The organism is Microbacterium testaceum StLB037, assembly GCF_008763945.1.
In the GTDB taxonomy this organism is placed as follows: Bacteria; Actinomycetota; Actinomycetes; order Actinomycetales; family Microbacteriaceae; genus Microbacterium; species Microbacterium testaceum_G.
Map to the genome: position 1 here is coordinate 1,825,514 of NZ_VTQH01000001.1, position 26,972 is coordinate 1,852,485.

General features: G+C 69.2%; 23 protein-coding genes and 2 tRNA genes. 18 read left to right on the forward strand and 7 right to left on the reverse strand.

The annotated features are described in order from the left end of the window. Nucleotides 1-44: 44 nt before the first annotated feature. Nucleotides 45-1,334 carry a diacylglycerol kinase family protein gene (locus tag F9B98_RS08455; protein ID WP_225310267.1) on the reverse strand — a complete coding sequence of 430 codons (1,290 nt, stop codon included), beginning with the start codon at nucleotides 1,332-1,334 and terminating at the stop codon, nucleotides 45-47. A gap of 177 nt (nucleotides 1,335-1,511) precedes the next feature. On the opposite strand from F9B98_RS08455, the gene serS reads away from it, so the two are divergent. Next, nucleotides 1,512-2,777, forward strand: a complete 1,266-nt coding sequence (serS, locus tag F9B98_RS08460) for a serine--tRNA ligase (protein ID WP_150955572.1) — start codon at nucleotides 1,512-1,514, stop codon at nucleotides 2,775-2,777. After that, a complete protein-coding gene (locus F9B98_RS08465) occupies nucleotides 2,774-3,673 on the forward strand; it encodes an HAD family hydrolase (RefSeq protein ID WP_191966718.1) in 900 nt (299 codons plus the stop codon). Before serS ends, F9B98_RS08465 begins: the two co-directional genes overlap by 4 nt. A gap of 43 nt (nucleotides 3,674-3,716) precedes the next feature. On the opposite strand, the gene F9B98_RS08470 is transcribed toward F9B98_RS08465, so the two are convergent. Together F9B98_RS08470 and F9B98_RS08475 are read right to left on the reverse strand one after the other, a co-directional pair. Further along, the gene (locus F9B98_RS08470) at nucleotides 3,717-4,007 is read right to left on the reverse strand and encodes a PLDc N-terminal domain-containing protein (protein ID WP_150955576.1); all 291 of its coding nucleotides are present in this window, start codon (nucleotides 4,005-4,007) and stop codon (nucleotides 3,717-3,719) included. 129 nt (nucleotides 4,008-4,136) lie between these two features. Beyond that, entirely contained in the window at nucleotides 4,137-5,396 is a 1,260-nt protein-coding gene (locus F9B98_RS08475; RefSeq protein ID WP_150955579.1) for a DUF2254 domain-containing protein, read from the reverse strand. Between the two features lie 230 nt (nucleotides 5,397-5,626). On the opposite strand from F9B98_RS08475, the gene F9B98_RS08480 reads away from it, so the two are divergent. From F9B98_RS08480 to F9B98_RS08515, 8 genes are all read left to right on the forward strand, one after another. Beyond that, nucleotides 5,627-6,373: a cohesin domain-containing protein gene (locus tag F9B98_RS08480; RefSeq protein ID WP_150955582.1), complete on the forward strand. Its 747-nt coding sequence runs from the start codon at nucleotides 5,627-5,629 to the stop codon at nucleotides 6,371-6,373. A 41-nt stretch (nucleotides 6,374-6,414) separates the two neighbouring features. After that, nucleotides 6,415-8,238 carry an amidase family protein gene (locus F9B98_RS08485; RefSeq protein WP_150955585.1) on the forward strand — a complete coding sequence of 608 codons (1,824 nt, stop codon included), beginning with the start codon at nucleotides 6,415-6,417 and terminating at the stop codon, nucleotides 8,236-8,238. Nucleotides 8,239-8,341: 103 nt separating this feature from the next. Further along, nucleotides 8,342-8,426, forward strand: a tRNA-Ser gene (locus F9B98_RS08490). Nucleotides 8,427-8,602: 176 nt separating this feature from the next. Beyond that, entirely contained in the window at nucleotides 8,603-9,082 is a 480-nt protein-coding gene (locus F9B98_RS08495) for a hypothetical protein (protein WP_150955588.1), read from the forward strand. A gap of 52 nt (nucleotides 9,083-9,134) precedes the next feature. Beyond that, on the forward strand, nucleotides 9,135-9,419 hold the full coding sequence (locus F9B98_RS08500) for a type II toxin-antitoxin system Phd/YefM family antitoxin (protein WP_191966719.1): 285 nt from the start codon (nucleotides 9,135-9,137) through the stop codon (nucleotides 9,417-9,419). After that, complete coding sequence (locus F9B98_RS08505) at nucleotides 9,416-9,688, forward strand: type II toxin-antitoxin system RelE family toxin (RefSeq protein ID WP_150955595.1); 273 nt, start codon at nucleotides 9,416-9,418, stop codon at nucleotides 9,686-9,688. Before F9B98_RS08500 ends, F9B98_RS08505 begins: the two co-directional genes overlap by 4 nt. Before the next feature lie 126 nt (nucleotides 9,689-9,814). Beyond that, entirely contained in the window at nucleotides 9,815-11,122 is a 1,308-nt protein-coding gene (locus tag F9B98_RS08510; protein WP_150955599.1) for an LCP family protein, read from the forward strand. A gap of 94 nt (nucleotides 11,123-11,216) precedes the next feature. Further along, a tRNA-Ser gene (locus F9B98_RS08515) sits at nucleotides 11,217-11,305 on the forward strand. A 43-nt stretch (nucleotides 11,306-11,348) separates the two neighbouring features. On the opposite strand, the gene F9B98_RS08520 is transcribed toward F9B98_RS08515, so the two are convergent. The 3 genes from F9B98_RS08520 to F9B98_RS08530 are packed head-to-tail and all read right to left on the reverse strand — an operon-like array spanning nucleotide 11,349 to nucleotide 12,930. Next, nucleotides 11,349-11,612 carry a DUF6510 family protein gene (locus tag F9B98_RS08520; protein WP_150955602.1) on the reverse strand — a complete coding sequence of 88 codons (264 nt, stop codon included), beginning with the start codon at nucleotides 11,610-11,612 and terminating at the stop codon, nucleotides 11,349-11,351. Then, complete coding sequence (locus tag F9B98_RS08525; protein WP_150955604.1) at nucleotides 11,612-12,343, reverse strand: FAD-binding oxidoreductase; 732 nt, start codon at nucleotides 12,341-12,343, stop codon at nucleotides 11,612-11,614. Before F9B98_RS08525 ends, F9B98_RS08520 begins: the two co-directional genes overlap by 1 nt. Continuing rightward, nucleotides 12,340-12,930 (reverse strand): molybdopterin-dependent oxidoreductase, encoded by a 591-nt coding sequence (locus F9B98_RS08530; protein WP_150955607.1) that lies wholly within the window; start codon nucleotides 12,928-12,930, stop codon nucleotides 12,340-12,342. The genes F9B98_RS08525 and F9B98_RS08530 overlap by 4 nt, the downstream gene beginning before the upstream one ends. Before the next feature lie 239 nt (nucleotides 12,931-13,169). Here F9B98_RS08530 and F9B98_RS08535 point away from each other — a divergent pair, with 239 nt between their 5' ends. Next, a complete protein-coding gene (locus F9B98_RS08535) occupies nucleotides 13,170-14,057 on the forward strand; it encodes a DUF808 domain-containing protein (protein ID WP_150955611.1) in 888 nt (295 codons plus the stop codon). Nucleotides 14,058-14,132: 75 nt separating this feature from the next. Here F9B98_RS08535 and F9B98_RS08540 read toward each other — a convergent pair whose 3' ends face one another. Beyond that, entirely contained in the window at nucleotides 14,133-14,693 is a 561-nt protein-coding gene (locus F9B98_RS08540) for a flavin reductase family protein (protein WP_150955614.1), read from the reverse strand. Between the two features lie 247 nt (nucleotides 14,694-14,940). Between F9B98_RS08540 and F9B98_RS08545 the strand changes: the two genes are divergently transcribed. From F9B98_RS08545 to F9B98_RS08575, 7 genes are all read left to right on the forward strand, one after another. Continuing rightward, nucleotides 14,941-15,924, forward strand: a complete 984-nt coding sequence (locus F9B98_RS08545) for an ABC transporter substrate-binding protein (RefSeq protein ID WP_150955617.1) — start codon at nucleotides 14,941-14,943, stop codon at nucleotides 15,922-15,924. 123 nt (nucleotides 15,925-16,047) lie between these two features. Further along, on the forward strand, nucleotides 16,048-17,634 hold the full coding sequence (locus F9B98_RS08550) for a sugar ABC transporter ATP-binding protein (protein ID WP_150955620.1): 1,587 nt from the start codon (nucleotides 16,048-16,050) through the stop codon (nucleotides 17,632-17,634). Further along, nucleotides 17,631-18,674 carry an ABC transporter permease gene (locus F9B98_RS08555; protein WP_150955622.1) on the forward strand — a complete coding sequence of 348 codons (1,044 nt, stop codon included), beginning with the start codon at nucleotides 17,631-17,633 and terminating at the stop codon, nucleotides 18,672-18,674. The genes F9B98_RS08550 and F9B98_RS08555 overlap by 4 nt, the downstream gene beginning before the upstream one ends. Next, nucleotides 18,674-19,693 (forward strand): ABC transporter permease subunit, encoded by a 1,020-nt coding sequence (locus tag F9B98_RS08560; RefSeq protein WP_150955625.1) that lies wholly within the window; start codon nucleotides 18,674-18,676, stop codon nucleotides 19,691-19,693. The genes F9B98_RS08555 and F9B98_RS08560 overlap by 1 nt, the downstream gene beginning before the upstream one ends. A 66-nt stretch (nucleotides 19,694-19,759) precedes the next feature. Then, on the forward strand, nucleotides 19,760-21,307 hold the full coding sequence (locus F9B98_RS08565) for a sugar ABC transporter ATP-binding protein (protein WP_191966720.1): 1,548 nt from the start codon (nucleotides 19,760-19,762) through the stop codon (nucleotides 21,305-21,307). Then, nucleotides 21,300-22,337: a LacI family DNA-binding transcriptional regulator gene (locus F9B98_RS08570; protein ID WP_150955628.1), complete on the forward strand. Its 1,038-nt coding sequence runs from the start codon at nucleotides 21,300-21,302 to the stop codon at nucleotides 22,335-22,337. Before F9B98_RS08565 ends, F9B98_RS08570 begins: the two co-directional genes overlap by 8 nt. Nucleotides 22,338-22,547: 210 nt before the next feature. Beyond that, nucleotides 22,548-26,912, forward strand: a complete 4,365-nt coding sequence (locus tag F9B98_RS08575) for a family 43 glycosylhydrolase (protein WP_150955631.1) — start codon at nucleotides 22,548-22,550, stop codon at nucleotides 26,910-26,912. Nucleotides 26,913-26,972 lie beyond the last annotated feature (60 nt).

Here is a 26,972-nt window from a genome sequence, read left to right on the forward strand (position 1 = left end):
ACCGACGGGCCCGCCGAAACCACGTGCTCCGGCACGCCCGGGCGTCAGAGTGTGGAGACGTCGTGGCCCTTCGGCAGCGCGACCGAGAGCCCGCCCGACACGATGCGGGTGTAGATGCGTGTGGCTTCGCCGAACTCGTCGCCGTCCAGCTCGATGGGCTGCGCGGGGCTCGTGGCCAGCTCGATGCCCGTGCCCCGGAGGTAGCGCACCGAGGTGTCCTTGCGGCGTTCGAGCACGCGGCGACCGGCGCGGAACTTACGCAGCACCGAGTTATCCCACACGATGCTGCGCCACACGCCCAGCCAGCCCAGCACTCCGCTCGGCTGGAGGACGGCCACATCGAGCCGCCCGTCCGTGATGGAGGCGTCGGGGACCAGTGCCACGCCGGCCTGCAGAGCGCCGCAGTTCGCGAAGAGCACGCTGTGCACTTTCGCCGAGTGCAGGCGGTGTCCGTTCAGCTGGTACATGACGCGGAAGGGTTTGGCCGAGACGAGCGATCGCGCGGCTCCGTCGACGTAGGCGACCCAGCCGACCTGCTTCTTCAGATCGTCACGCGTGTTCTGGATCATCGCGGCGTCCAGGCCCATGCCGGCCATGACCGAGAACCCGTGCTCTTCGACGTCGCCGTCGGCGCGCCGGATGCGCGCGATCCCGGTGTCGATGGAGAGGACGTCGCCCTCGAAGGTCGCGCGGATCATCGCGTCGGTGTCGGCCAGGGGAAGGTTGAGGTTGCGCGCGAGGAGGTTGCCCGTCCCGCTCGGCACGATCGTGAGGGGGACGCCCGTCGAAGTCAGCGCCTCGGCCACCGCGCGCACGGTGCCGTCACCGCCGGCCGCGAGGACGGCATCCACCTCTTCTTCCAGTGCGGCGCGCGTGGCGTCGTCGCCGAGGTCGTCGACGGTCGTCTCGTAGAAGAGGGGCTCGGCCCACCCCGCCGCGGCGGCGAGCTCGGCAACGCGGGCGCGCAGCTGCTCGGGCTCGACCTTGATGGGGTTGTAGATGAGAGCGGCCCGCTTCTTCGCGGTGGGCTCCGCGTCGAGGGGCGCCTCCTCCCCGTCCGCCGAAACGCGCTGCGTCTCCCCGGAGTTCTGTTCCGAGGTGTCCGCGGGAACGTCCTCGGGCTGGTGGATGACGTCGTCGGGCTCGGCCGCGTCCTTCGGATGGGGGACGTCCTTGCGCGGGTGGTCGGCGACGTCGTCACCGAGACGTGCGGAGTGGAAGTGTTCGCCCGACCCCTCGGCCGCAGCGGCGTCCGCCTTCACCTCGGAGGGGGCATCGGCGGGGACGTTCTCGGGGGACTCCGCGTCGTCACGCGGCTCGTCAGGGGCGGCCATGGCATCCACCATAGATCCGGGGCATGCCCCGTAACGCGGCGGACGGACGGGGTTGACGGAGGGATGCCGATGACCCATGCGCCGCGGGGACGAGCCCGTCGTTCCGCGGCCCGACGCGCGTCCGACGACTCGGCCACCTCGCGGGATCCGCCCCGGCGACGACCATAGGATGGACGCGTGATCGACCTGACCCTGCTGCGTGAAGATCCCGAGCTTGTGAAGCGCTCCCAGATCGCCCGCGGGGAGTCACCGGATTCGGTGGACGACGCCCTCGCCGCCGACCGCGACCGGCGCGCCGCCATCACCGCCTTCGAGGAGCTGCGCGCCGCGCAGAACGCCCACGGCAAGCGCGTCGCCCAGGCGCTCAAAGACGAGAAGGCCGCGCTCGTCGCCGAGGCGAAAGAGCTGAGCGAGAAGGTCAAGGCCGCCCAGCACGCCGTCGCCGAGGCCGAGGCTGCCGCCGACGCCGCTCTCGGTGTCATCGAGAACATCGTGCTCGAGGGCGTGCCCTCCGGCGGCGAAGAGAACTTCGTCACCCTCCGCACGCACGGCGAAATCCCCGAGTACGACTTCGAGCCCCTCGACCACCTCGCGCTGGGCGAGAAGCTCGGAGCGATCGACATGGAGCGCGGCACGAAGGTGTCGGGCAGCCGCTTCTACTTCCTCACCGGCATCGGCGCGCGCCTCGAGCTCGCGCTCATGACTCTGGCGCTGGACCGGGCGCTGCAGGCCGGCTTCACCCCGATGATCCCCCCGACGCTGGTGCGCCCCGAGGTCATGCGCGGCACCGGGTTCCTCGGTCAGCACGCCGACGAGGTGTACCACCTCGACAAGGAGGACCTCTACCTCGTGGGAACGAGCGAGGTCCCGCTCGCCGGCTACCACATGGACGAGATCCTCGACCTCGAGCGCGGCGCCAAGCGCTACGCCGGATGGTCGACCTGCTACCGCAGCGAGGCGGGCTCGTACGGCAAGGACACCCGCGGCATCATCCGCGTGCACCAATTCAACAAGCTGGAGATGTTCGTCTACACCGACCCGGCCGACGCCGAGGCCGAGCACGAGCGTCTGGTCGCGATGCAGGAGGGCATGCTGAAGGACCTCGGTCTGGCCTACCGCCTGATCGACGTGGCCGCGGGCGATCTGGGCTCGAGCGCCGCCCGCAAGTTCGACATCGAAGCCTGGGTTCCCACGCAGGGCGCCTATCGCGAGCTCACGAGCACGTCGAACTGCACCACCTACCAGGCGCGGCGCCTCGACACGCGCTTCCGCCCGGACGGCGGCAAGACGCAGCCGGTGGCGACCCTGAACGGCACGCTCGCCACGACCCGCTGGATCGTCGCTCTGCTCGAGACGCACCAGCGCGCCGACGGGTCGGTGACGGTGCCCGAGGTGCTGCGGCCGTACCTCGGCGGTCTCGAGGTCATGGAGCCGATCGCGTGACCGACGAGGCCGGTCTGCCCGACACCGGTGCCGTCGAGAGCGCGCCGAAGCAAGAGGCGGCCGACCTCGTCGCCGACCTCGCCGACGACGCCCCCGCGGAGCGGATGCTCATCGCGCTCGACATCGACGGGACCGTCCTGCTCGAAGACGACTCGCTCAGCCCGGGCGTCGCCGAGGCCACCACCGATGCGCAGACCGCCGGTCACGAGGTCATGCTCGCCACCGGCCGCAGCTGGGACAGCACCCATCCGATCATGGAGCGCCTCGGCATCCGTCCCGAGTACGCGGTGTGCTCGAACGGCGCGATGGTGATGAAGCGCGTCGGCGGAGACGAGTCCGCCGTCTACGAGCGCGCGCACGTCGAGACCTTCGACCCCACCGAGGTGCTGACCCTCCTGGGTGAGCACCTTCCCGGGGCCCACTTCCTCGTCGAGTTGCCCGACGGCACGCGTCGTTTCACCGATTACCTCGACGACTGGAACCTGAAGGGCGCCAACCAGGTGTCGTTCGCGCACCTGTCGGACGAGCCGGTGTGCCGCGTCGTGGTCGTCGCTCCCGAGCAGACCGATCAGGACTTCCTCCAGCTCGTCGAGCGCATCGGCCTCTCGCAGGTGTCGTACGCGATCGGCTGGACCGCGTGGCTCGACATCGCGCCGCAGGGCGTCGACAAGTCCACCGCGCTCGAACTCGTGCGCGGCTGGCTCGACATCGCGCCCGAGAACGTGCTCGTGATGGGCGACGGGCGCAACGACATCGAGATGATGCGGTGGGCGGTGCGCAACGGCGGCCGCGCGGTCGCGATGCACCAGGGTCCGCCCGAGGTGCACGCCGCCGCGGGCGAGGTGGGCCTGTCGGTCACCGAGGGTGGCGTGGCCGCGATCCTGCGCGCCCTCTGACGCGGGACCGACCGCCGGCAGGGCCGGCCCGCGCCTCGAGGGGTCAGACCCGCGCGGAACCGCCCGCGACGTGCGCGGCGCGGTCGGCCAGGTACGCGGTGCGATCGACGACGGTCACGGACCGGTGCGCCGCGCGGTGATCGGCGACGCGCGCCGCCTCCCATGCGACGAGGCCGACCGGCGGCAGCAGGAGCAGGGCGGTCGCCCAGGCGGCCTTGAGGCCGGGAGACGCCTGCGGGTCACGGACGGCGACGATCGCGGCGAAGACGGATGCCGCGTAGACGAGCGCGAAGACGGCGAGAACGATCTGCGCGGACAGGGTGGTGACGAGCATGATGACCTCCTCAACTCGAACGGCCCGACGGGTCGTGGGGTGGTGTTCTCGGTCTACGCCGATGCCCCCCTCGGTTCAAGGTGCTCGCGCGCGTGCGCAGCAACCCCATAGCCGCGACGTAAGCGGCGCTCAGACACCGAGCCGGCTCCACGCCTCGCGCGCGGCGTCGCGGAGGGTGCGGGCGTCGGAGCGGTCCAGCGCGCGGCGACTGCGCTCGAACGCCGCGCGGGCGGCATCCCGGAACACCGATGCCTGAGCGGGGGCGGATGCCGCGAGCGAGGCGAGGCACTTCTGCAGGCGCACCTGCACCTCGATATCGGCCGCGCCGTCGCGCGCCAACGGTCGGAACGCGTCGTCGATCAGATCGGCCAGACGCGGAGAGGGCACGAAGACCCGCTCGTGATCGACGGCGGCATCGGGATCGGCGGCGGAAGCGCGGGCGAACACCCGCTGCAGCGCGGCGATCACCTCGATCGCCGTTCCGGGGTCGTTCGTCGCGGCCGACAGGGCGCGGCTGCCGATCTCGGTGAGCGCGATGACACCGAAGCGCGGGTCCTGCTCGTAGGTGCGGTGATGCTCGACGCGGAAAGATCTCCGGATCGCCGACTCGAGGTCGCGGTCGACCCGGCCCGCGACAAGGGCGAGGGGGACCCGCGCGTCGGCGATCCGCCCGGGGGTGGCGTGCACATGGACGTCGACGTCGTACTGGCGCGCAAGGCGGTCGAGTCCGGCCACGTCGACATGGGTGACGTAGCCCACCTCGACGGCGTGCACCGCGGCGGCTCCCGGCGGGGGCACGGTCGCGGCGCGCCCGCCGAGCGTCGGCCGCTCGGCGTGCCGCTCCAGAGCGGCGGTGGCCGCCTTCTCGACCCGGTCGATGACATCGGCCATCCGCCCGAACGTCGACAGGTGCGAGATCCACCGCAGCAGCGTGAAGACGACGATGCCGATGACGACCAGCGTGCTGATGAAGAGGATGGCCCGGCCCTGTGGGCCGTAGTACCCCGTGGACAGCGCGACGATCCCCACGAGGGAGAAGGTGAAGGCGCCGACGAATGTCGACACGGCGTTCTGCGACGTGGGGTCGGCGATCAACAGGGGCGTCGAGCGCGGCGTCGCCGTGGTGGTCGCCGACGAGAAGGCCGTCACCATCGCGGTCACCGAGAACGTGCTCACCGTGAGCATCGCGGTCGCGATGATCTGCAGCAGCGAGCCCACGGCATCCTGCCCCAGTTCCAGGCCGAAGCGGAAGGGCAGGAGCGGTCCGAGGAAGCCCGCCGCCAGGGCGACGATCACGCCGATGACCGTGAACAGCGCGGCGCGCACCCACACCTGCCTCCCGAGCCGGAGGAAGAAGGATGCCAGCGGGCTGCGGGTCGTGAGGGCCATGCGATCGACGTTATCCGGCGGTCATCCGCGCGCCCGGGGGCTGGACGGGGATGGGCATCCGCCTGGAAACGCCATCTCATCCCGCTGTGGATATGCGATGGAAATAGACCGCAACTTGTCGGACATGCCGCCCTGGCAAGGTCGGGTCACCCGCACGACCGCCGGATGCCGAGAGGCCCACGCGGATCCCGGTCGTTCTCGTTCCATTACCCGAGGAGCCTGACCCGCGCATGACCGCACACCACCCCGCCCCCCGTCTCAGAGGAGCGCGCCGCCTCGGCTCCGCCCTCGTCGCAGCCCTGGCGCTGCTGGGGGCGATCGCCACCGCCCCCGCGGCCCACGCCGCGCCGCCCGCCGCCACCCTGTCGCTCGAGATCACCCCGGCGAGCGTCACCGCCGGAGACTCCCTCGTCGCCACCGTCACGGGGTCGGCGGTGACCGATCTCTATTCGTACGACCTCGAGCTCATCTTCGACCCGGCCCTCGTCGAACCCGCCGCTGACGAGCCCACCGGCCCCACCGGCGGCTTCACCTCGACCGTCACCGGCCCCGGCACCCTGACCGTCTCGCACACCCGCCTCGGCACCTCGCCCGGTCTCTCGGGCGCGAGCGGTGTGATGCTGGCATCCATTCCGCTCCGCTCTCTCGCGGCGGGGTCCACCCGCGTCGAGCTGTCGTCGGTGCGGCTCGTGTCGTCGACCGGCGAGGTCGTGACGGCGAGCGCCGTCGCATCCGGGACCGTCGTCATCGCGGCGCTGCCCGTTCCCGTCCCGCAGCCGTCGGTCTCGTCGTCGCCCTCCCCGTCCGTCTCGGCCTCGGCGACGGCCACCCCGATTCCGGCCGCTCAGGCTCCGGGCGGTCTGGCCACCACGGGTGTCGACGCGACCCCGTGGCTCATCTCCGGCGCCCTCGGCGTCGCCCTCCTCGCCGGAGGCGCGCTCATCGTCCTCCGCCGCCGTCAGGCGGTGCAGAAGTGACCGCGCCCCGCTCGTCCGTCCCGTCTCGCGAAGGATCCGTCATGACCCCCCTGACCCGCCGCGTTCTGGCCGTGTCCGCCTCGATCGGCGTCGTCGTCGCCGGGGCCGTCGTCGCCCCGACCGCGGCGCTCGCCGCGCCCGCGCCCGCGACCGCGGCCGCGGTCTTCCTCGCGCCGTACTACACCGAGCTCGACGTCACCGGCGATGCGCAGGTGACCACCGCCGACCTCGAGGCGCTGGCCCCGCACCTCGGAATGACCTCGAGCGATGCCGGATGGGCGGATGCCGCGGGCTTCGACCTCGATGACGACGGTGCCGTGACGGCATCCGACCTCGCCCTCCTCTCGGAGCGCATCATCTACGACGACGGTCCGTTCGAGATCGTCGAAGCCGATGCGGTGTCGATGCAGGCCGCGATGAACGCCGGAGTGATCACCTCGGTGTCGCTGACGCAGCAGTATCTCGACCGCATCGCGGCGTACGACAAGGTCGTCCGTCCCGGGGGAAGCCGACCGCTGAACTCGATCATCTCCACGAGCGAGGTCGCGCTCACGGCCGCCGCGGCCGCTGACGCCATTCGCGCCGAGAAGGGGATGACCGGAATGCTGCTCGGCATCCCGGTGGCACTCAAGGACAACTACAACACCGCCGACATGCCCACCACCGCTGGCTGCGGCTGCTGGAACGGGAACCAGACCACCGGTGACGCCACGATGGTGAAGGGTCTGCGTGCCGATGGAGCGGTCATCGTCGCGAAGGCGTCGATGGACGAGTTCGCCATCAACCTGTCGTCGCAGTGGTCGGCGTTCCAGCCCGACGGGACGGCCCGCACCGTATCCAGCCCCTACGACACCGCCCAGACCTCGGGCGGATCGAGCGGCGGGACCGGAGCCGCGATCGCGGCGAACCTCGCGGGCATCGGCTTCGGAACCGACACCGGTGGGTCGATCCGCATCCCCTCGACGTACAACCAGCTCGTGGGTGTGCGTCCGACGGTCGGCCTCGCCAGCCGCGACGGCATCGTGCCGCTCGCGCTCTCGCAGGACACCGGCGGTCCCATCGCCCGTTCCGTTCAGGATGCCGCGATCGCCCTCGACGCGGTCGTCGGCGAGGACGCGGGTGACCCCGTCACCGCGCGGCAGGCCGGCAAGGTCCCCGAAACCTACACGTCGTACCTCGACAGCGGGTCGCTGAAGGGCAAGAAGATCGGCTACGTGGCCTCGATGCTGGGCACGAACCCGACCACGCAGCGCCTCTTCGCCGAGGCGAAGGCGGCCATGGAGGCGCAGGGGGCGACGGTCGTCGCGGTCACGGCGCCCGAGGGCTTCTCGGCCATTGTGGGCGAGGGCAGTGGTAGCGGGCCGGAGTTCAACCACGACCTGCAGAACTACATCAACGCCTACCTGAACCCGGCGGTGAGCGCGCGCAGCCTGCTCGCCATCTCGCAGTCGCCGAACATCGTGCCCGGCCGCGCGAGCAACCCCTACGGCCAGCGCGCCGCCGTGACCGAGTCGACCTATCAGGCCTGGGCCGGGCCGCAGGGGTCGCACACCCTGCAGCTCGCCAAGGGCAAGCAGATCATGACCGCCCTCATGGATGATCAGAAGTTGGATGCCGTGGTCTACCCGACCGGCAACCCCTACGGAACCATCGGCACCAACATGCGGCTGAGCCCGAACACGGGTCTGCCGGCGGTCACGGTGCCCATGGGCCAGGGGCTGTCGACCGAGGCGTCGACCGGGGGAGTGAATCTCGAGTTCCTCGGACGCGACTTCGCCGAAGGCCCGCTCCTGGGTCTCGCCTACGGCTTCGAGCAGGCGACCCACGCCCGCACGACGCCGGCCCTGTACGGCCCGCTCGGCTGAGTCGGCGCGGCGGCTCCGAACCTCTTCGGGTTCGGGGCCGCCGCTCTTCGCACCGACGACCTGGCGGCGGGGCGCCCGCGGCTCGGTAGACTCGGTGCGTTCAGGAGGGTTGTCCGAGCGGCCGATGGACCTGGTCTTGAAAACCAGTGGGCAGCAATGTCCCGTGGGTTCGAATCCCACACCCTCCGCAACGACGAAGCGGGCCCCACAGGGGTCCGCTTCGTCGTTATCACCGGCTGAGCGGGATGAGAACGTCGTTGGGCCCACGCCGCCGGAGGCTCCGCGCGTCGCGTAGCGGCGCGGGGAGGGGCGGTGGGGAGAATCCCACACCCTCCGCAAAATCCCCTCCCCGGGGGTTCACATCATGAGTGACGCGCCCCCTGCAACCACCACGCTCTATTGGAGCGTGATCGCATGCGGCGCGGTCCTGAGCGTCGTGGTGGCCACGGCGGTCAGTGGTCTTTATTACGACGCGATGGGTGACGGGTTGACGGCGGATCTCTTCGTCGCTTCCGTCCGCGGCGGCATCGGCTTCGGATTGCCCACTGTAGCCTTCGTCATCCTCGGCACCGTGTGGTTCGCTCCGAAGCTCCACCTGCGAAAGGGATGGGCGATCCTCGGGAGCTTCGCGGCACCGGTTGTCGGCTGGACGCTATTCGGCGCTGTCGACTCGGGCTTCGGTCCCGCGTCGCTGTTCGCGTTCTATCCCGTCGTCGGTGTCGTCGCGGGTACCGCATCCGGGCTCGCCGCCGCGCTCGCGTCGTTCTTGGTTCCGGTCGCCGAGCCGGGCGGCGAAGCTGCGTCCGGCCACGCCCCTGACATCGCCGGGTCTTCGCCGGGGTGAGGCGCGACCGGAAGATCCGCGGGAGTGAACGCTTCGCGCTAGAATTCTGTACATGACCACACTGTCCCTCGCCGACGCCCGCGCGAATCTGTCGAAACTCGTGGAGTCGGCTGTCAGCACTCATGAGCGCTTCGACGTGACGCGCAACGGGGACCGCGTGGCCGTGCTCTTGAGCGCCGACGACTACGACGCCCTCCTCGAGACGGTCGACGTTCTCAGCAGGCCTGACGAAGTCGCAGCCGTCCGAGAGGGGCTCGCCGATCTGGCGACCGGCGACGTCTCGTCGACAGACGAGGTGCGCGCCGCGCTGATCGCACGCGGTCGCCTCGCCTCGTGACCGGGGCATTCGAGGTCGTCTTCACGCGCGCCGCGCGCCGCGCTCTCGAGGTCGATCTGCCCGAAAAGGTGGCGGCGGCCGCGTTCGAGTTCATCGTGGGACCCCTCGCCGAGAACCCGCGCCGGGTCGGGAAGCCTCTGAGAGAGCCCCTCACCCCGCTGTACTCCGCGCGGCGGGGTGAGTACCGGGTCCTGTACCGGATCGTCGACGATCGACTCGTCATCGAGGTCGTGACGATCACGCACCGCCGAGACGCCTACCGCAGCTGAACGCGGGTGAAACGCCCGATCCTCACGGCATTCTCAGACGCGGGTCCCTAGGATTGCTGCGACCTGCGGCCGTGCCTCGGGTCGACGTGCTGCCGGGCCGGTGGCATCCGTCTGGAAAGGACCCGAGTGAGCAAGACCTCCACCCCGCGCGGTCAGCGGACCGTCGCGCGCCACGGGCGGCTGACGTCGCCGGGCCCTCTGTCGCAGCTGTTCACCGGTGTCGCGATCGCCCTCGCCGTGCTCCTGGTCTCGGGCGGTGCGGTTCTGGCTTACGCCGCGGTGGACCTTACGCAGAGCTTCACCGCCGACGCCGTCGAGCTCAAGGGCCAGCCCGCGGTCCCGCCGGACCTCGGCGAGCTCAAGGGCGGCGTGAACCTGCTTCTCGTCGGTACCGACGAGTGCGAGCCCGACTTCGCGCAGCTGTTCGGCGACCGCTGCTCGGGCGACGACTCGGAGGGCAACCTCAACGACGTCAACATGCTCGTGCACATCTCCGACGCCCCGCGCCGGGTGACGGTCATCTCCTTCCCCCGCGACCTCATGGCGCCGATCCCCGCGTGCACCGACAAGGACGGCAAAGAGACCTCGGCGATGCGCAAGCAGCAGATCAACGTCGCGCACTCGTACGGCGGCCTGTCCTGCGTCGTGCAGACGATCTCCGATCTCAGCGGTCTCGAGATCCCCTTCGCCGCGAAGGTCAGCTTCGGCGGCGTCATCAACATCACCGACGCGATCGGTGGCGTCGACGTCTGCATCGCCAACGGCATCAAGGATCGTTACACCGGCATCGACTGGCCCGCTGGTATGCGCACGGTGAAGGGTCTGGACGCCCTGCAGTTCCTCCGCACGCGCCACGGCGTCGGTGACGGAGGAGACCTGGGGCGTATCTCGAACCAGCAGCAGTACATGTCGCGCCTGGCGAACAAGCTGAAGAGTCAGGACGTGCTGTCGAACCCGGCGACGCTGTACAAGCTCGCCTCGACGGCGCTGCGAAACGTCGACCCCTCGACCTCGCTCACCAACCCGCTGACCCTTGTCCAGATCGCCTCGGCGGTCAAGGACGTCCCGTTCAACGACATCGTGTTCATCCAGTACCCGACGTACACCGATCCTGAGAACGCCAACCGGGTCGTCCCCGACCACGACGACGCCGACACGCTCTGGGCGGCTCTCGCGGCGAACCAGCCGCTCGAGCTCTCGGGCAACCTCAGCGACGGCAACGGCGTGGTCGTCGATGACAAGGCCACCCCCGCGCCCACCGAGACCCCCGCGCCCACCGAGACTTCCGACCCGGCGGAGACCGCTGACCCGACGCCGACCGAGACCGCCCAGGCCTCGCCCGCGCCCACGTCCGACGCCATCCAGCTCCCCAGCGGCATCGCCGGACAGACCGCGGCGCAGTCCACCTGCTCGAACGGAAACGTCCGAGGCTGAGATCGACCGCCCGGCATTCGGACGTGGTTCGAATGCCGGGCGGCATCCGGTTAGTATGGACCGGTGTGCTCGCGCCGTCAGGCGTAGATCACCTGGAGACGTCGCATAGTCAGGCCTAGTGCACCACCCTGCTAAGGTGGAGTCCCCGTAAGGGGACCGAGGGTTCAAATCCCTCCGTCTCCGCAGAAGAAGCCCCGGTTCGCCGGGGCTTTTCTGCTGCCTGGCCCTACCGGTCGCGGCGGACCTCGAGGGCGTCGAGACCCGGCATCCCGACCCACCCGCGTCCGTCCGGGGCGTCGACGAGGGTGAGGAGCACCGCGTCGCATCCCGCGCACCGGGCGACCGACCCCATCGGGCTCGCGTAGACGACGACCGAGGCGAGCGCCCCGCGCGCGCCGCAGTGCGTGCAGCGGATGATGGATGCCGTGGCATCCCATCCGAGGAGTTCGACCAGGGGGCCGGCCAGGGCATTGCCGTCGAGAAGGGCCATCACGCGCCTCCGAACCTTTCCGTCCTCACCCGGCCAGGATCGTGGCCGGCGTCGATGAGCCATCCCGCCACCGCTTCGACGAACGGTGTCGGACCGCAGACGTAGACGCGCGGATGCTCGTGCGCAGGGAACGCCGCCTCGTGCAGGCGTTCGGGGGTCAGCCGGCCGGGCGGCACCGGCGACGTGTTCGGCGCGCGACGGGTGTAGACCAGGTCGAGGCGGAAACGGTCGTCGGCGAGGGCAGCCACGTCGGCCGCGAAGAACACGTCCTCGGGGGAACGTACCGAGTACAGCAGGCGGAAGGGGGCGGGGTCGATGCTCTTCGCGTGCGCCGACGCCATCGCGAAAAGCGGCACGACGCCCGATCCGCCCGCGATCAGCTGCACGGGAGAGGGGTCGTCGGAGGGCTTCCAGACGAAGAACGCGCCCAAGGGTCCATGCACCTCGATCTGATCCCCGGCGCGCAGATCGTGCACGAGGAAGGGCGAGACCTCCCCGTCGGGCACTTCGTCCACGGCCAGGACGAGTCGCGTGCCCCCTCCGGAGGATGCGAGGGAGTACGAGCGAGAGGCCTGATAGCCGTCGGGGGCGGTGAGGCGGACGTCGACGTGCGCGCCCGCGTCGTTACCGGGCCAAGTGGGAACCTCGAGAGCGATGCGGCGAGCCGTCGCGGTCTCGGGGCGGGATTCGACGACGGTCGCGACGTGCCAGGCGGGGGGACGGCGCGTCACCCGTAGCGCTCCTCACGCCACGGGTCGCCGTGCAGGTGATACCCGTTCTGCTCCCAGAAGCCCGGCTTGTCACCCGGCATGGTGATCAACCCCTGCACCCACTTGGCGCTCTTCCAGAAGTACAGGTGGGGGACCAACAGTCGCGCGGGCCCGCCGTGTTCGGGGGTGAGTGGCGCGCCGTCCGCTTCGAAGGCGATCCAGCTCTTGCCGCCGCGCAGATCGTCGAGGGCGATGTTGGTCGTGTAGCCGCCGAAGGAGTGCACCATCGCATACCGGTGCGCGGTCTCGACCTCGGCGAAGATGCGATCGAGCGAGACACCGCGCCACGGCATGTCGAGCTTCGTCCAGTGCGTGACGCAGTGGATATCGACGGTCACGTCCTCCATCCCGAGCGCCTCGAGTTCGGCGCGGCTCCAGCGGTGCACGCCGTTCTCGGTGCCGATCGCGAACTCCCAGTCGTCGTCGGCGATGACAGGGGTCGGGCCCGCCGAGAGCACGGGCCAGTCGCCGACCAGCGTCTGGCCGGGTGGCAGCCGCGGATCGCGCTCGCGTCGTCGGCCCGAGAATCCGCGTGTGATGAACGACATGAGACCCCCTGGTGATCGCGTTGGCCTCACCCTAGCCATCACGGCGCGCCGGGCACAGGGTCGAAAGGCGGGGAGGCGCGAGGCGGAAGCGGGGTGTCCTACGCGCGCAGGCGTTCTCCGCCGCGCGAAGCCGCCCCACCCGTCGCCCGCGCCACCCCCGTCGGTGCGCCGCGCCGGCCCGATAGGGTCATGCCTGCGGTGCGCGTGCGCCGCGCCCCTCGCACCCCCGGGAGAAGCGCATGTCCGTCGGACTCCTCGCCGTCGTCGATGACATCCTCAGTGCCGCGATGCGCGCGAGTGCCAAGACGGCCGGAGTCGTCATCGACGACGCCGCCGTGACCCCGCAGTACGTGCAGGGGCTCACCCCCGCGCGCGAGCTGCCGGTGGTCTGGAAGATCGCGCTCGGCAGCATCATCAACAAGTACGTGATCATCATCCCGATCGCGCTGCTGCTCACCGCGTTCGCGCCGTGGGTGCTGCCCTACCTGCTCATCATCGGCGGCGGCTTCCTCTGCTTCGAAGGAGCCGAGAAGGTTCTCGAGTGGTTCGGCGTCCACCACTCCGAGGGCGACGCCGACGAGCCGCGCGACGAGAAGAAGCTCGTCTTGGGGGCCGTCCGTACCGACCTCATCCTCAGCACCGAGATCATGCTGATCGCCCTCTCGAGCCTCGACCCCGATTTCGGCATCTGGATGACCCTCGGGGCGCTTTTGATCATCGGGTTGGCCATGACCGTGGTCGTCTACGGCGCGGTCGCGCTCCTCGTCAAGATCGACGACATCGGCCTGCGCTTCATGAAGAGCGAATCACGCGGCGTCCGTCGCTTCGGCGCGCGGATCGTGGCGTCCATGCCCGCCGTCTTCCGCGTGATCAGTGTCATCGGCACGGTCGCCATGCTGTGGGTCGGTGGGCACCTCGTGCTGCAGAACCTGGCTGACACGCTGTGGTCGGGCCCCTACGACCTCGTCCACGTCGTGACCCACGCGGTCGAGGCCGCGGGCCCGGTGGTGGAGTGGATCGTCGAGACGGCAATGTCCGCGGTGTTCGGGCTCGCTCTCGGCCTGGTCGTCGTCGGTGTGGTGACGGGCGTCACGCGGCTCACCGGTCGCAAAGCCGCCGCGCACTGAGGATCACGTCTCCGCGGGGAACCGCGCCCGGCGCGTGGCCGTGACGCCCCTCCTCGCCTCGAGCGAGGGAGGAACTCAGTCGATGCGCGAGTGATCTCCGAGACGGTGCCACGCGCGGTTGTGGTACACCAGCGCCGCGCCCGAGTCGCCCGGCTCGAGGTCGCGTTCCACGTCGACCTGCAGGGCTTGAGCTGCGATGACCGTCGAGCCGCCGGCATCCATTCTGCTGACGATCCGGCACCGCAGCCAGGCGCGCACGCCGTGATAGACGGGCTCACCCGTAGACAGGCGCGACCAGGTGGAGGTGTCGGCGAAGCGGTCGAGACCGCTGGTGGCACCCGCGCGGGCGAGGGAGATGTCTTCGGCGTCGAGCAGATGGACCACGATGGTGTCGGATGCGATGATCGTCGGGGTCGCCGACGACAGCGCCGACACCGAGAAGATCAACAGGGGCGGGTCGGCGCTCACCGATGACACCGACGAGGCGGTCAGGGCGACGGGACCGTTCTCGCCGTACGCGGTGATGACGGCGATGCCGCCGGGGTGACCGCGGAAGGCGCGCTTGAAGTCGTCCGCCGAGACCGAGGTGCCGATGGCGGGAGTGCCCTCGGGGGCGCTGTGCGGAAGCGAAGTCATGTCTACGACGCTAGGCCGTCCGGGGGTGCCCTGGCCCCGTCGGCGCAACACGGCGAAACGCTCCCCGCGCTGAGGAGAGTCATAGCCGACCCAGTGTGAGGCTTCACATTTATCAATCCGTGATCTTCCACCGTCCTGGATTACTTGACAGGACCAGTTCTGTGAGCGCTAACATTCACACACGGCTCACCCGAGGAGCTGCATCACATGACCGGCATGGGAGCCGGCGAAACGAGGAGGTTTCACCATGAAGGCGCACAAGATCATCGCGGGCATCGCGCTCGTCGGCGCGATCGCGTTCACGGCCACCGGCTGCGCCGGTGCAGGCGGCGGCGGCAACGCCGGTGGCGGCAGCGGCGACAAGATCACGGTCGGCTTCGCCCAGACCGGTTCCGAGAGCGGATGGCGCAGCGCCAACACCGAGTCGATGAAGGAGGCGTTCAGCGAGGCCAACGGCTTCAACCTCGTCTTCAACGCGGCCGACAACAAGCCCGAGGCGCAGATCGCCGCGGTCCGCAGCTTCATCAACCAGGGTGTCGACGCCATCGTGCTCGCCCCCATCGTGAGCGACGGCTGGGACGACGTCCTGAAGGAGGCGAAGGATGCCAACATCCCCGTGATCCTCGAAGACCGCACGGTCTCGGCATCCAAGGACCTCTACGCCAGCTGGATCGGCCTCGACTTCAAGAAGGAAGGCGAGACAGCCGGTAAGTGGGCTGCCGAGAACTTCGGCTCCACGCCCACCAACCTGGTCGTGCTCGAGGGCACCACCGGTTCGTCGGCTGCCACCGACCGCGCCACCGGCTTCAACGACGCGATCAAGGGCACCGACATCAAGGTTCTCGACTCGCAGACCGGTAACTTCACCCGCGCCGACGGCAAGACGGTCATGGAGGGCTTCCTCCAGAAGTACGGCTCGCAGATCAACCTGCTGTTCGCTCACAACGACGACATGGGCCTCGGTGCCCTCGAGGCGATCAAGGCCGCCGGCCTCAAGCCCGGTACCGACATCAAGATCGTCACCATCGACGCGGTGAAGGACGGCATGACCGCCCTCTCCAACGGCGAGTTCAACTACATCGTCGAGTGCAACCCGCTCCTCGGTGAGAAGACCGCCGAGGTCGTCAAGAAGGTCGTGGCCGGCGAGTCCGTCGACAAGAGCTACATCGTCGAGGACCAGGCGTTCGACCAGGAGCAGGCCAAGAAGGTCCTGGACAGCCGCCCCTACTGATCCAGGCTTTCTCTCCCCGCCGACGGCGCCTCACCCGACGTCCGACGCACCCTCCCCGGTGTGCGGGGCCGGTCTCCCCAACCGGCCCCGCACACCCCATGACTCACCAGAAAGCGGTCGGACATGACTTCCGAACGTGCTGCCGTCGTCGCCATGCGCGGCATCAGCATCCAATTCCCCGGAGTGAAGGCGCTCGACGGCGTGGACTTCACCCTCTACGCCGGCGAAGTCCACTCCCTCATGGGAGAGAACGGCGCCGGAAAGTCCACCCTCATCAAGGCCCTGACCGGCGTATACGGCATCGACGAAGGCGTCATCCGCGTCGAGGGGGCCGAACGGCAGTTCCGCGCCACCGCCGATGCCCAGGCCGCCGGCATCGCCACCGTCTACCAAGAGGTCAACCTCTGCCAGAACCTCACCGTCGGTGAGAACGTCATGCTCGGCAACGAGATCCGTCGTGCCGGCATGGTCGACTGGAAGGCGACGCACGCCGCGGCGGCGACTTATCTCGCCGAGCTGGGCGTGCACATCGACACCCGGTCGATCCTCGCCAGCCACTCCATCGCCGTGCAGCAGCTCGTCGCCATCAGCCGCGCGATGGTCGTCGACACGAAGGTGCTCGTGCTCGACGAGCCCACCTCGAGCCTCGATCGCGGCGAGGTCGAGCAGCTCTTCGGCGTCATCCGCGATCTGCGCGACCGCGGTGTGGCCATCCTCTTCGTGTCGCACTTCCTCGACCAGATCTACGAGATCTCCGACCGTCTCACGGTGCTGCGCAACGGCACCCTGGTGGGGGAGTACCCCGTCGCCGAGCTCGGCCGCGAGCAGCTCGTGGCGAAGATGATCGGCCGCGAGCTGGGTGAGCTGGACGCCATCTCGGCCAGCGCCGAGCGACCGATCGACCGCAGCGGCAGCCCGGTGCTGCGCACCCTCTCGCTGGGGCGCAAGAACGCTCTCGAGCCGGTCGACCTCGATGTCTACCCGGGCGAGGTCGTGGGCCTCGCCGGACTCCTCGGTTCCGGTCGCACCGAGCTCGCCCGTCTGATCGCCGGCGCCGATCGTCCCGACGACGGCACCGTGCAGGTGTCCGGAGCGGCAGCCCGCACCGGATCACCCCGTCACGCTCTCGACCGCGGTATCGCGTTCTCCTCCGAGGACCGCCGCGCCGAGGGCATCGTCGGCGACCTCACCGTCGCTGAGAACATCGTCCTCGGCATCCAGGCGCGCCGCGGGGCTCTGCGCAAGATCAGCGCGGCTGAGAAGCAGGCCGTCGTCGAGGAGTACATCACCGCCCTCGGCGTGCGGCCGGCCGACCCGAACGCCCTCATCCGCAACCTCTCGGGCGGGAATCAGCAAAAGGTCCTCCTCGCCCGCTGGCTCGCCACGGCCCCCGAGCTGCTCATCCTCGACGAACCCACCCGCGGTATCGACGTCGGCGCCAAGGCCGACATCCAGCGCAAGGTCGCCGAACTCGCCGAGAAGGGCCTCGCGGTCATCTTCATCTCGTCCGAGCTCGAAGAGGTCCTGCGTCTCGCGCAACGCGTGGCCGTTCTGCGCGACCGTCGTAAGATCGGCGAACTGGCCACCCGCGACGTCGACCTCGACGCTCTCGTGGCCTACATCGCCGAGGGGCAACCCGAGTCGGCGACCTCCGCAACGCCGCACACCGCACCCGAGACACTGTCGTCCGATCGGGAGAAGATCGCATGAAGAAATTCCTCACCCACCGCCTCGTGTGGCCGATCGCGGCACTGCTCGCGCTCATCGCCGTCAACACGATCTCGCGGCCGTCCTTCCTCAGCATCACCATGCAGAACGGTCAGTTCTACGGGTCTCTGATCGACATCCTGCGCAACAGTGCGCCGCTCATGCTCGTCGCCCTCGGCATGACGCTGGTCATCGCGACCCGCGGCATCGACCTCTCGGTGGGCGCGATCATGGCGGTCTCGGGCGCCGTCGCCCTGACCGTCATCGAGGCATCGCCCGACCCCGGCAACCTCGGGGTCGTCTTCACCGCGATCGCCGCCGCCGTGGGCGTCGCGCTGATCCTCGGAGTCTGGAACGGCTTCCTCGTCTCGGTCCTCGGCATCCAACCGATCATCGCGACGCTGGTGCTCATGCTCGCCGGACGCGGTGTGGCGCTGCTCATCACGGGCGGTTTCATCACCACGATCAACAGCGACCCGTACAAGTTCATCGCCGGCGGGTACGTCCTGGGTCTTCCCTTCGCGTTCTTCGTCGCGATCTTCGCGGTGATCGTCGTCGGCGTGCTCGAGCGGCGCACGGCCCTCGGCATGCTGACCGAGGCCGTGGGCATCAACCCCGAGGCCAGCCGTCTGGCGGGTGTCCGCTCCCGTGGCATCATCTGGGGCGCGTACATCGCCAGCGGCGCCCTCGCGGGTATCGCGGGCATCCTCTACAGCTCGAACATCATGGCCGCCGACGCCAACGCCGCCGGCCTCTACATCGAACTGGATGCCATCCTCGCGGTCGTTCTGGGCGGTACCTCGCTCGCGGGCGGGAAGTTCAGCCTCGCGGGAACCGTCGTGGGCGTCTTCACCATCCAGACGCTGAAGAGCACGATCACCTTCCTCGGTGTCCCGCCCGCTGTCAGCCCGGTGTTCATGGCCGCGGCCGTGCTCATCGTGGTGCTGCTGCAGTCGCGTCGATTCCGCGCGTACTTCCACACGGCCGGGCGCAGCGCGCTTCGACCGCTCACCCGACGTCCTGACGCAAAGGTGCTGTCCTGATGGCCACTCTCACCGAAGAACGACGCACGTCGTCGTCGTCCGCGGTCTCGTACCGCCGCTTTCTCAGCCGCCACATCTCGTGGGTGCCGGTGTTCGCCGCGGTCATCATCCTCGTCGTGATGATCGCGGGGGCCATGTGGTACTTCCCGAACTTCCAGCTGAACCGCATCCTCTCGTCGATCCTGCTCGACAACGCCTACCTCCTGGTGCTGGCGGTCGGCATGACCTTCGTCATCCTCACCGGGGGCATCGACCTCTCGGTCGGTGCCGTGATGGCCTTCACCGGAATCCTCTGCGCGAAGATGCTCGGCGACGGGGTCCCCGTCGCGGTGGCCATCCCCACGATGGTGATCATCGGTGCGGCGATCGGCCTGCTGATCGGCGTCCTGGTGCAGTTCTTCGACGTCCAGCCGTTCATCGCCTCGCTGATCGGCATGTTCCTCGCCCGCGGCCTGGCCTTCGTCGTCAGCCTCGAGTCGATCAAGGTCGACAACGAGGGGCTGCTGTGGTTGCAGTCGACGCGCTTCTCGTTCGCGGGGTGGTACATCACCCCGACGGGCATCATCGCGCTGCTGACCGTCGCACTGGCGGCCTTCGTCCTGCGCTACACGCGCTTCGGCCGCACGGTCTACGCGCTCGGCGGCAACGAGCAGTCGGCTCGCCTGATGGGTCTTCCCGTCGTCCGCGCCAAGTTGTCGGTGTACGTCATCAGCGGCGTGTGCGCGGGCCTGGCGGGGATCGTCCTGACGGCCTACTCCGGTGCCGGATACCCGCTGAACGGTGTGGGCACCGAGCTCGACACGATCGCCGCGGTCGTTATCGGCGGCACGCTCCTGACCGGTGGGAGCGGGTTCGTCCTCGGTTCGATGATCGGCGTCTTCGTCTACGGTCTGATCCGCACGATCATCTCCTTCTCGGGTGCCGAGCAGTCGTGGACGCGCATCACCGTCGGTGCTCTTCTGCTGCTCTTCGTGGTCGTCCAGCGGGTCATCGTGTCGCGCTCCGCCCTCAGTCGCTGAGGTTCGCATCCGCGTCGATGCGGAACACGCTCAACGCGGTGTTAGCGCTCCCGCTCCGACGCGGGCATGATTGACCCCATGCTCAGCGCCGTCGCCCCGCCCCTCCTCGAGGTGCGCGGGGCGTCGGTGCGTTTCGGGGTCGAATCGGCGCTCTCCGGCGTCGACTTCCGGTTGCGAGCGGGCGAAGTGCACTCGCTCATGGGCGAAAACGGCGCCGGCAAGTCGACGCTGATCAAGGCGATCACCGGCGCCCTCCGTCTCGACAGAGGCGAGATCCTGCTGGAGGGGTCTGCGGTGCGGCTGTCGTCTCCCGCCGAGGCGCAGGCGGCCGGCATCTCCACCGTCTACCAGGAGATCGACCTCCTGCCCAACCTCACCGTGGCCGAGAACATCTCGCTCGGCCGTGAGCCCCGGAAGTGGGGCATGATCGACCGCGCCGAGATGCGTCGCCGCGCGAGCTCCGCCCTGGAATCACTGGGCGTGGACGTCGACCCGGCCTCGATCCTGTCGTCGCACCCCCTCGCGATCCAGCAGCTCGTCGCTATCGCGCGCGCCGTCTCGGTCGATGTCAAGGTGCTCGTCCTCGACGAGCCGACATCGAGCCTCGACGCCGACGAAGTCGCCGAACTCTTCCGGGTCATCCGCGAGCTGAAGGATGCCGGCATCGCGGTGGTGTTCGTCTCGCACTTCCTCGACCAGGTGTACGAGATCTGCGATCGCGTCACGGTCCTTCGCGGGGGCCACCTCGTCGGCGAATACGCCACGCGCGAGCTGTTGCGCATCGATCTCGTCGAGAAGATGCTCGGTGCGGCGGCGGGCGCCCTCGCCCCCCTCGGCCAGCGCACTATCGACGACCACGAGGCCCCCGCCGTCGTCAGCGCGCGCGGCCTCACCGCGGGTCCCCGACTGCGCGAAGCCGACATCGATCTCGCCGAGGGTGAGGTGATCGGCGTTGCGGGGCTCCTCGGTTCCGGGCGCAGCGAGCTCGCCCGGGCCCTGACCGGGGTCGACCGGCCGGGATCGGGCGAGGTCTTCATCGACGGCGCCCCGGTGCGCCTCGGCTCGCCGCGTGACGCCATGAGCCGACGGATCGCCTACTCGTCCGAGAACCGGCGGACGGAGGGCGTCATCGGCGACCTCAGCGTGCTCGACAACATCAGCCTCGCGCTGCAGGCGCAACGCGGCGTCCTCCGTCGCATGAGCACGGCTCGCCGCCGGGAACTCGCTCACAGCTGGGTCGAAGCCCTGCACATCCGCCCCGCCGACATCGATCGCCCCGTCTCGACCCTGTCGGGCGGGAATCAGCAGAAGGTGCTGCTCGCGCGACTGCTCGCCCTCTCTCCTCGGGTGATCGTCCTCGACGAACCCACGCGCGGGATCGACGTCGGCGCCAAGGCCGAGATCCAGCGCCTCGTGGGCGAGTTGTCCGACAACGGGCTCTCGATCATCTACATCTCGGCCGAACTCGACGAGGTCCTCCGCGTGGCGCACCTGGTCGCGGTGATGCGCGACGGCGTCCTCGCGCAGATCGTCCCCGCCGTCGATCTGACGGCCGACGCCCTCCTGGCTCTCGTGGCCAAGCCCGAGAGTCCCGGTGAGGCGGCCCATGCCTGACGATAAAGCAGCGCGCACGGCGAACATCTTCGATGTGGCCCGACTGGCGGGCGTCTCGCACCAGACGGTCTCGCGCGTCCTGAACAACATGCCGAACGTGCGCCCGGCCACGCGCGCCCGGGTCGAGCAGGCCATCGCGCAGCTGCGCTACAGCCCGTCGCCGGCCGCCCGGGCGCTCGTCACGCGGCGCACCAGGACCATCGGCCTCGTCACACCGGGCAGCGTCGACTACGGCCCCTCGTCCATCGCGATGAACTTCAACTTCGCGGCTCGGGCCGCCCGGTACAACGTCGACGCCATCAGCTCCCCGCAGGGCGACGCCGTGGCGGCGCGAGCGGCCATCGACGGGCTGTTGAAGCAACGAGTGGATGCCATCGTGCTCATCGTGGTCGACACCGAGGTGCTGGCATCCGTACAGGCCCTCGAACTCGACATCCCGGTCGTGGCGTCGGCGACGACGAGTCGACCGCACCCGCGGCTCGTCGCGATCGATCAGTACCGCGCCGCCCGGAGTGCCGTCCGGCACCTGCGCGAGGCCGGGTACGGCCCGATCCGGCACATCGCCGGGCCCGCCCGCAATCCCGACGCCGTCGAGCGCATCCGCGGATGGCGTGAAGAGCTCGCCTCCTCGCGCAGTGAGCTGACCGCCCTCGTCCACGGGGATTGGTCGGCCGAGAGCGGATATCGCATCGCCAGCGAAGCCGACATCGCCCCCGGCGAGGGGATCTTCGTCGCGAACGACCACATGGCGATCGGCGTGCTCTCGGCTCTCCGTGAGCGCGGGCTGCGCGTCCCCGAGGACGTCGGCGTCGTCGGGATCGACGACGTTCCCGAGGCGGCGTTCCTCTACCCGTCTCTGACGACGGTGCGACAGGACTTCGCTGCTCTCGGCGAGATCCTCATGCAGAAGGTCCTGCTCGCCGTCGAAGAGCCCGACACCGTGAGCGAGAGCACACCGCTTCCCACGCGCCTCATCGTGCGGGACTCGGCTCCGGCCGAGCGTCCGACCGGGTCACGCCGCTCGCGCTGAGCCCGCGCCGTCATCTCGCATCGTCCCGGCCGGCTGGGATGGGGGAAGGCTCGCGAGCCGTGCCCGATGTGATGGCATTCGCTCTCACGCCCGTCGGAGGGGCTGTTGACGTAACCATGCTGGTCTCCGTGGCGTGTGAGCGCTAACATGAAAAAGACCGTCGAAGTCGCCGGTTCCTGCAATGATGCACCCCGAGAGGACCTCACCCCCGTGACCCTTCACAATCGATCGGCGCCACCGCGCCGCCGTACCCCGTGGACACTCGCCGTCCCGGTCATCGCCGCCCTGGTCGCGGCACCCCTCACCGCCCCCGTCATCTCCGGCGCGGTCGCCGCCGACGCGGGACTCGTCGTGTCGTACCCCCTCGACGAGACGTCTGGAACCGTCGCGCGCGACACCTCCGGAAACGGCCGTGACGCGATCTTCGAGGGCGGACCGACGCTCAACGGCGCAGACGGCGTCCGTCTCGACGGCGCCGACGACGACATCAAGCTGCCCGACGACATCCTCAAGGGGCTCGATTCGATCACGGTCAGCACCGACGTCATCGTGCGCGCGGAGCAGGACACCCCTTACTTCATCTGGGGGCTCGGCAACACGAAGGAGTGGTACGGCAACGGCTACCTCTTCGCCACGGGCAACCCCGCGCGCACGGGAATCGCGCTGGGCAACTGGGAGACCGAGCAGAAGGCCGAGAGCACCGCGCCTCTCGAGCGCGGTGTGTGGAAGAAGCTGACCTACACCCTCGATGCCGGCTCGAAGACCTCGCGCATGTACATCGACGGCGTTCAGATCGCCGAGAACACCAACACCACCACGCTCCCCAGCATGATCGGGGGCGGCACGACGACCGCGAACTACCTCGGTCGCTCCAACTACACCCCCGACAAGCGCTTGGCCGGGAGCCTTCGCGACTTCCGCATCTACGATCGGGCCCTCCCGGCCACCGAGGTGAAGGCACTGATCAAGACGCCCGAAGACAGCGCGGCGGTGCAGTCCGCGCTGAACGGGTTGACGGTGACCAACGTCGACGACGTCCGCGGCAACCTCACCCTGCCGGACTCGTCGCAGGGTCTCCCGGTCACCTGGACGACGTCCGACCCGAAGATCGTCACGGCCGACGGCGTCGTCACGCGGCCCGCAGCAGACGCGACCGTGACGCTCACGGCATCCGTCACCAAGAACGCCGTGACTCTGACACGCGACTTCTCGGCGACCGTCCGCAAGGCGGCGCAGATCGGGCCCTTCGAGGGCTACACCTTCGCCTACTTCACCGGGAACTCGGTGGCTGGCGAGAACATCTACTTCGCCGCGAGCAACGGCAACAACGCCCTGTCGTGGACCGAACTGAACAACGGACAACCGAAGCTCACCTCGACGTTCGGCGAGAAGGGTCTTCGCGACCCGTTCCTCATCCGCTCTCCCGAGGGCGACACCTTCTACCTCATCGCCACCGACCTCTCGATCGGCCGCAACGGCAATTGGGATCGCGCCCAGCGCTCCGGCTCGAAGTACCTCGAGGTGTGGGAGTCGCACGATCTGGTCACGTGGAGCGCGCAGCGTCACGTGAAGGTCTCGCCGGACACCGCGGGGAACACCTGGGCGCCCGAGGCGTACTGGGACGAGTCGCTGGGCGAGTACGTCGTGTTCTGGGCCTCGAAGATCTACCCCGACAACGACCCGAACCACACCTCGAACGTCGCCAACAGCATGCTCTACGCCACCACGCGCGACTTCGTGACCTTCAGCGACACGAAGGTCTGGCAGGGCGGCATGTCGCGCATCGACTCCACCGTCATCAAAGCGGACGGCGTCTACCAGCGCTTCACGAAGGACGAGGGCGCGGGCACCACCGGGTGCAGCGACATCATCCAGGAGAGCTCGCCCGTGCTGACGGCTCCTCTCGACAAGTGGAAGCTCGTCACCTCGTGCATCGGCAAGAACGCGGGCACGGGTGCCGTCGAGGGTCCGAGCATCTTCAAGTCGAACCCGGGTGACGTCAACGGCGACAAGTACTACCTGTTCGTCGACGAGTACGGCGGACGCGGATACATCCCGCTCGCGACCACCGACATCGCCAACCCCGACTGGAAGGTTCCGGCCTCGTACCGCCTCCCCGGCAGCCCGCGGCACGGAACGGTCATGCCCGTGACGCAGGCCGAGCTCGCGGCGCTGCGCGCGAACCTGCCGCAGCCCCTCGCGGCCAATGAGAATGGCGAGCTCCTGCGGTACGACTTCACCGACGGCTCGGGCTCGACCCTGCACGACCGCTCCGGTGCGGGGCGCGACGCGCAGATCAAGGGCAACGCCGTCTGGGGCGATAAGGCGTTGGTCTTCGACGGCGTCGATGACTACGTCGATCTGCCCGACGACGTGCTGGCGGGCACGACCGACATCACGGTCCAGGCCAAGATGCGGGTGGACGCGGCGCAGAGGAACCCCTACTTCCTCTACGGCTTCGGCAACACCGCGCAGGACGGCACCGGGAACGGCTACCTCTTCGCGACCGGCAACGACCGGTTCCGGGGAGCTCTCACGACGGGCAACTGGTCGGCGGAGCAGAACGCGCAGTCGGCGTCCGCTCTGCCGCGCGATCAATGGGTCGACGTCACCTACACCCTGAGCGGGTCGACGGCGCGGCTGTACCTCGACGGTCAGCAGGTCGCCGAGAACACGAACGTCACGGTGCGCCCCGGTGACATCGGCGGCGGTCGCACGCTCGCGAACTACATCGGAAAGTCGGTCTACAACGCCGACAACCTGTTCCGCGGACAGGTGCGCGAGTTCACGCTCTACAACCGTGCGCTCTCCGGCAGCGAGATCGTCGCCCAGTCGGGCAACGGGACGATTCTCGGAACGGTGAGTCTGCAGGATGCGAGCGCCCTCAAGGTCGCACCCCTCGTCGACGCGACCACCCGGACGGTGACGTTCCCGGTCAAGCCGGGCACCGACCTGACGAAGCTGCGGCCGACCTACACGACCGCTGCCGGCACGACGGCCACTCCGGCCTCCGGCATGCTGCGCAACCTCAGCGACCCGGTCACGGTGACGCTGAAGACGGCCGGTCAGGACGACGTCGTCTGGACGTTGACGGCGGTCGAGATGAAGAGCCCGGTGCTGCCCGGGCTGTACGCGGATCCGAACATCGCGGTGTTCGGCGACACGTACTACCTCTACGCCACCACCGACGGCACCCCGGGCTGGGGCGGCAACACCTTCTACGTCTGGAAGTCCAAGAACCTCGTGGACTGGACGCGGTCGGACAAACCGTTCCTCACCCTCGACGGAGCTCAGGGCAACGTCCCCTGGGCCACCGGCAACGCGTGGGCTCCCACGATCATCGAGAAGGGCGGAAAGTACTACTTCTACTTCAGCGGTCACGAGCCGAACGCCGATCGGAAGATGATCGGCGTTGCGGTCGCGGACAGCCCCGAGGGGCCGTTCACCGCCGAGGCGCAGCCGATGATCACCAACGGCGAGAGCGTCAACAGCGGCCAGGCGATCGACCCCGCGGCCTTCCGCGACCCGAAGACGGGGAAGTACTACCTGTTCTGGGGCAACGGCCGGCCGCTCTACGGCGAGCTGTCCGACGACATGAAGAGCATCAAGGCGGGCACGATCAAGCCGATCGATGGACTGCCCGACTTCCGTGAGGGGCTCTTCATGAACTTCCGCGACGGCACCTACCACCTGACGTACTCGATCGACGACACCGGATCGCCCGACTACCGCGTCGGCTACGCCACGTCGACGAGCATCGACGGGCCCTGGACCTACCGCGGCATCCTGCTGCAGAAGGACCCGTCGCAGGGCATCCTCGGGACGGCGCACAACTCGATCATCAACGTGCCCGGGACCGATGAGTGGTACATCGCGTATCATCGCTTCGCCATCCCCGGCGGCGGCGGAACGAACCGCGAGACGACGATCGACCGGATCACGATCGGTGCCGACGGACTCTTCCAGACCGTGAAGCCGACGCTCTCCAGCGTCGCTCCGCGCGAGGTGCCGACCGGGACGAACCCCGAGCCGAGCCCCTCGCCGTCGCCGAGCGGTTCTCCCAGCGGGAGCCCGTCGCCGTCGCCGAGCGACTCTCCCACCGGGACCCCGTCGCCCTCGCCGAGCACTTCGCCGAGCACTTCGCCGAGCGGAGGCTCGAGCGCTCAGCCCACGTCGGCCCCCGCAGGACCGTCGGTCTCGCTGTCGACCTCGACGGTCGAGCGCGGTGGCACGGTGCGGGTGACCGTGACGGGGCTGAAGGCCGGTGAGCAGGTGACCGCCGAGCTGCGCAGCACGCCGATCCGCATCGCCGGCATCCCGGTCGCCGATGCGGCCGGCCGGGTCGTCTTCGACGTCCGCATCCCCGCGGACATCGAGGCCGGGGCCCACGCGATCGTCGTCTACGCGGCGGATGGCTCGCTCATCCAGCGCGTGCCGATCATGGTCGTACCGAAGGGTCAGCTCGCCGCCACCGGTGCGCAGGGCCCGCTCGGTGCGGCGCTGCTCGCGGCCTTCCTGCTGGTCGCAGGTGCGGCCGTCTGGACGATGCGCCGACCGCGCCGCACGCTGTCGTGATCGGCAGAAGGTGAGAAGGGAGGGCCCGGGTGCCATGGCATCCGGGCCCTTTCCGCGTTC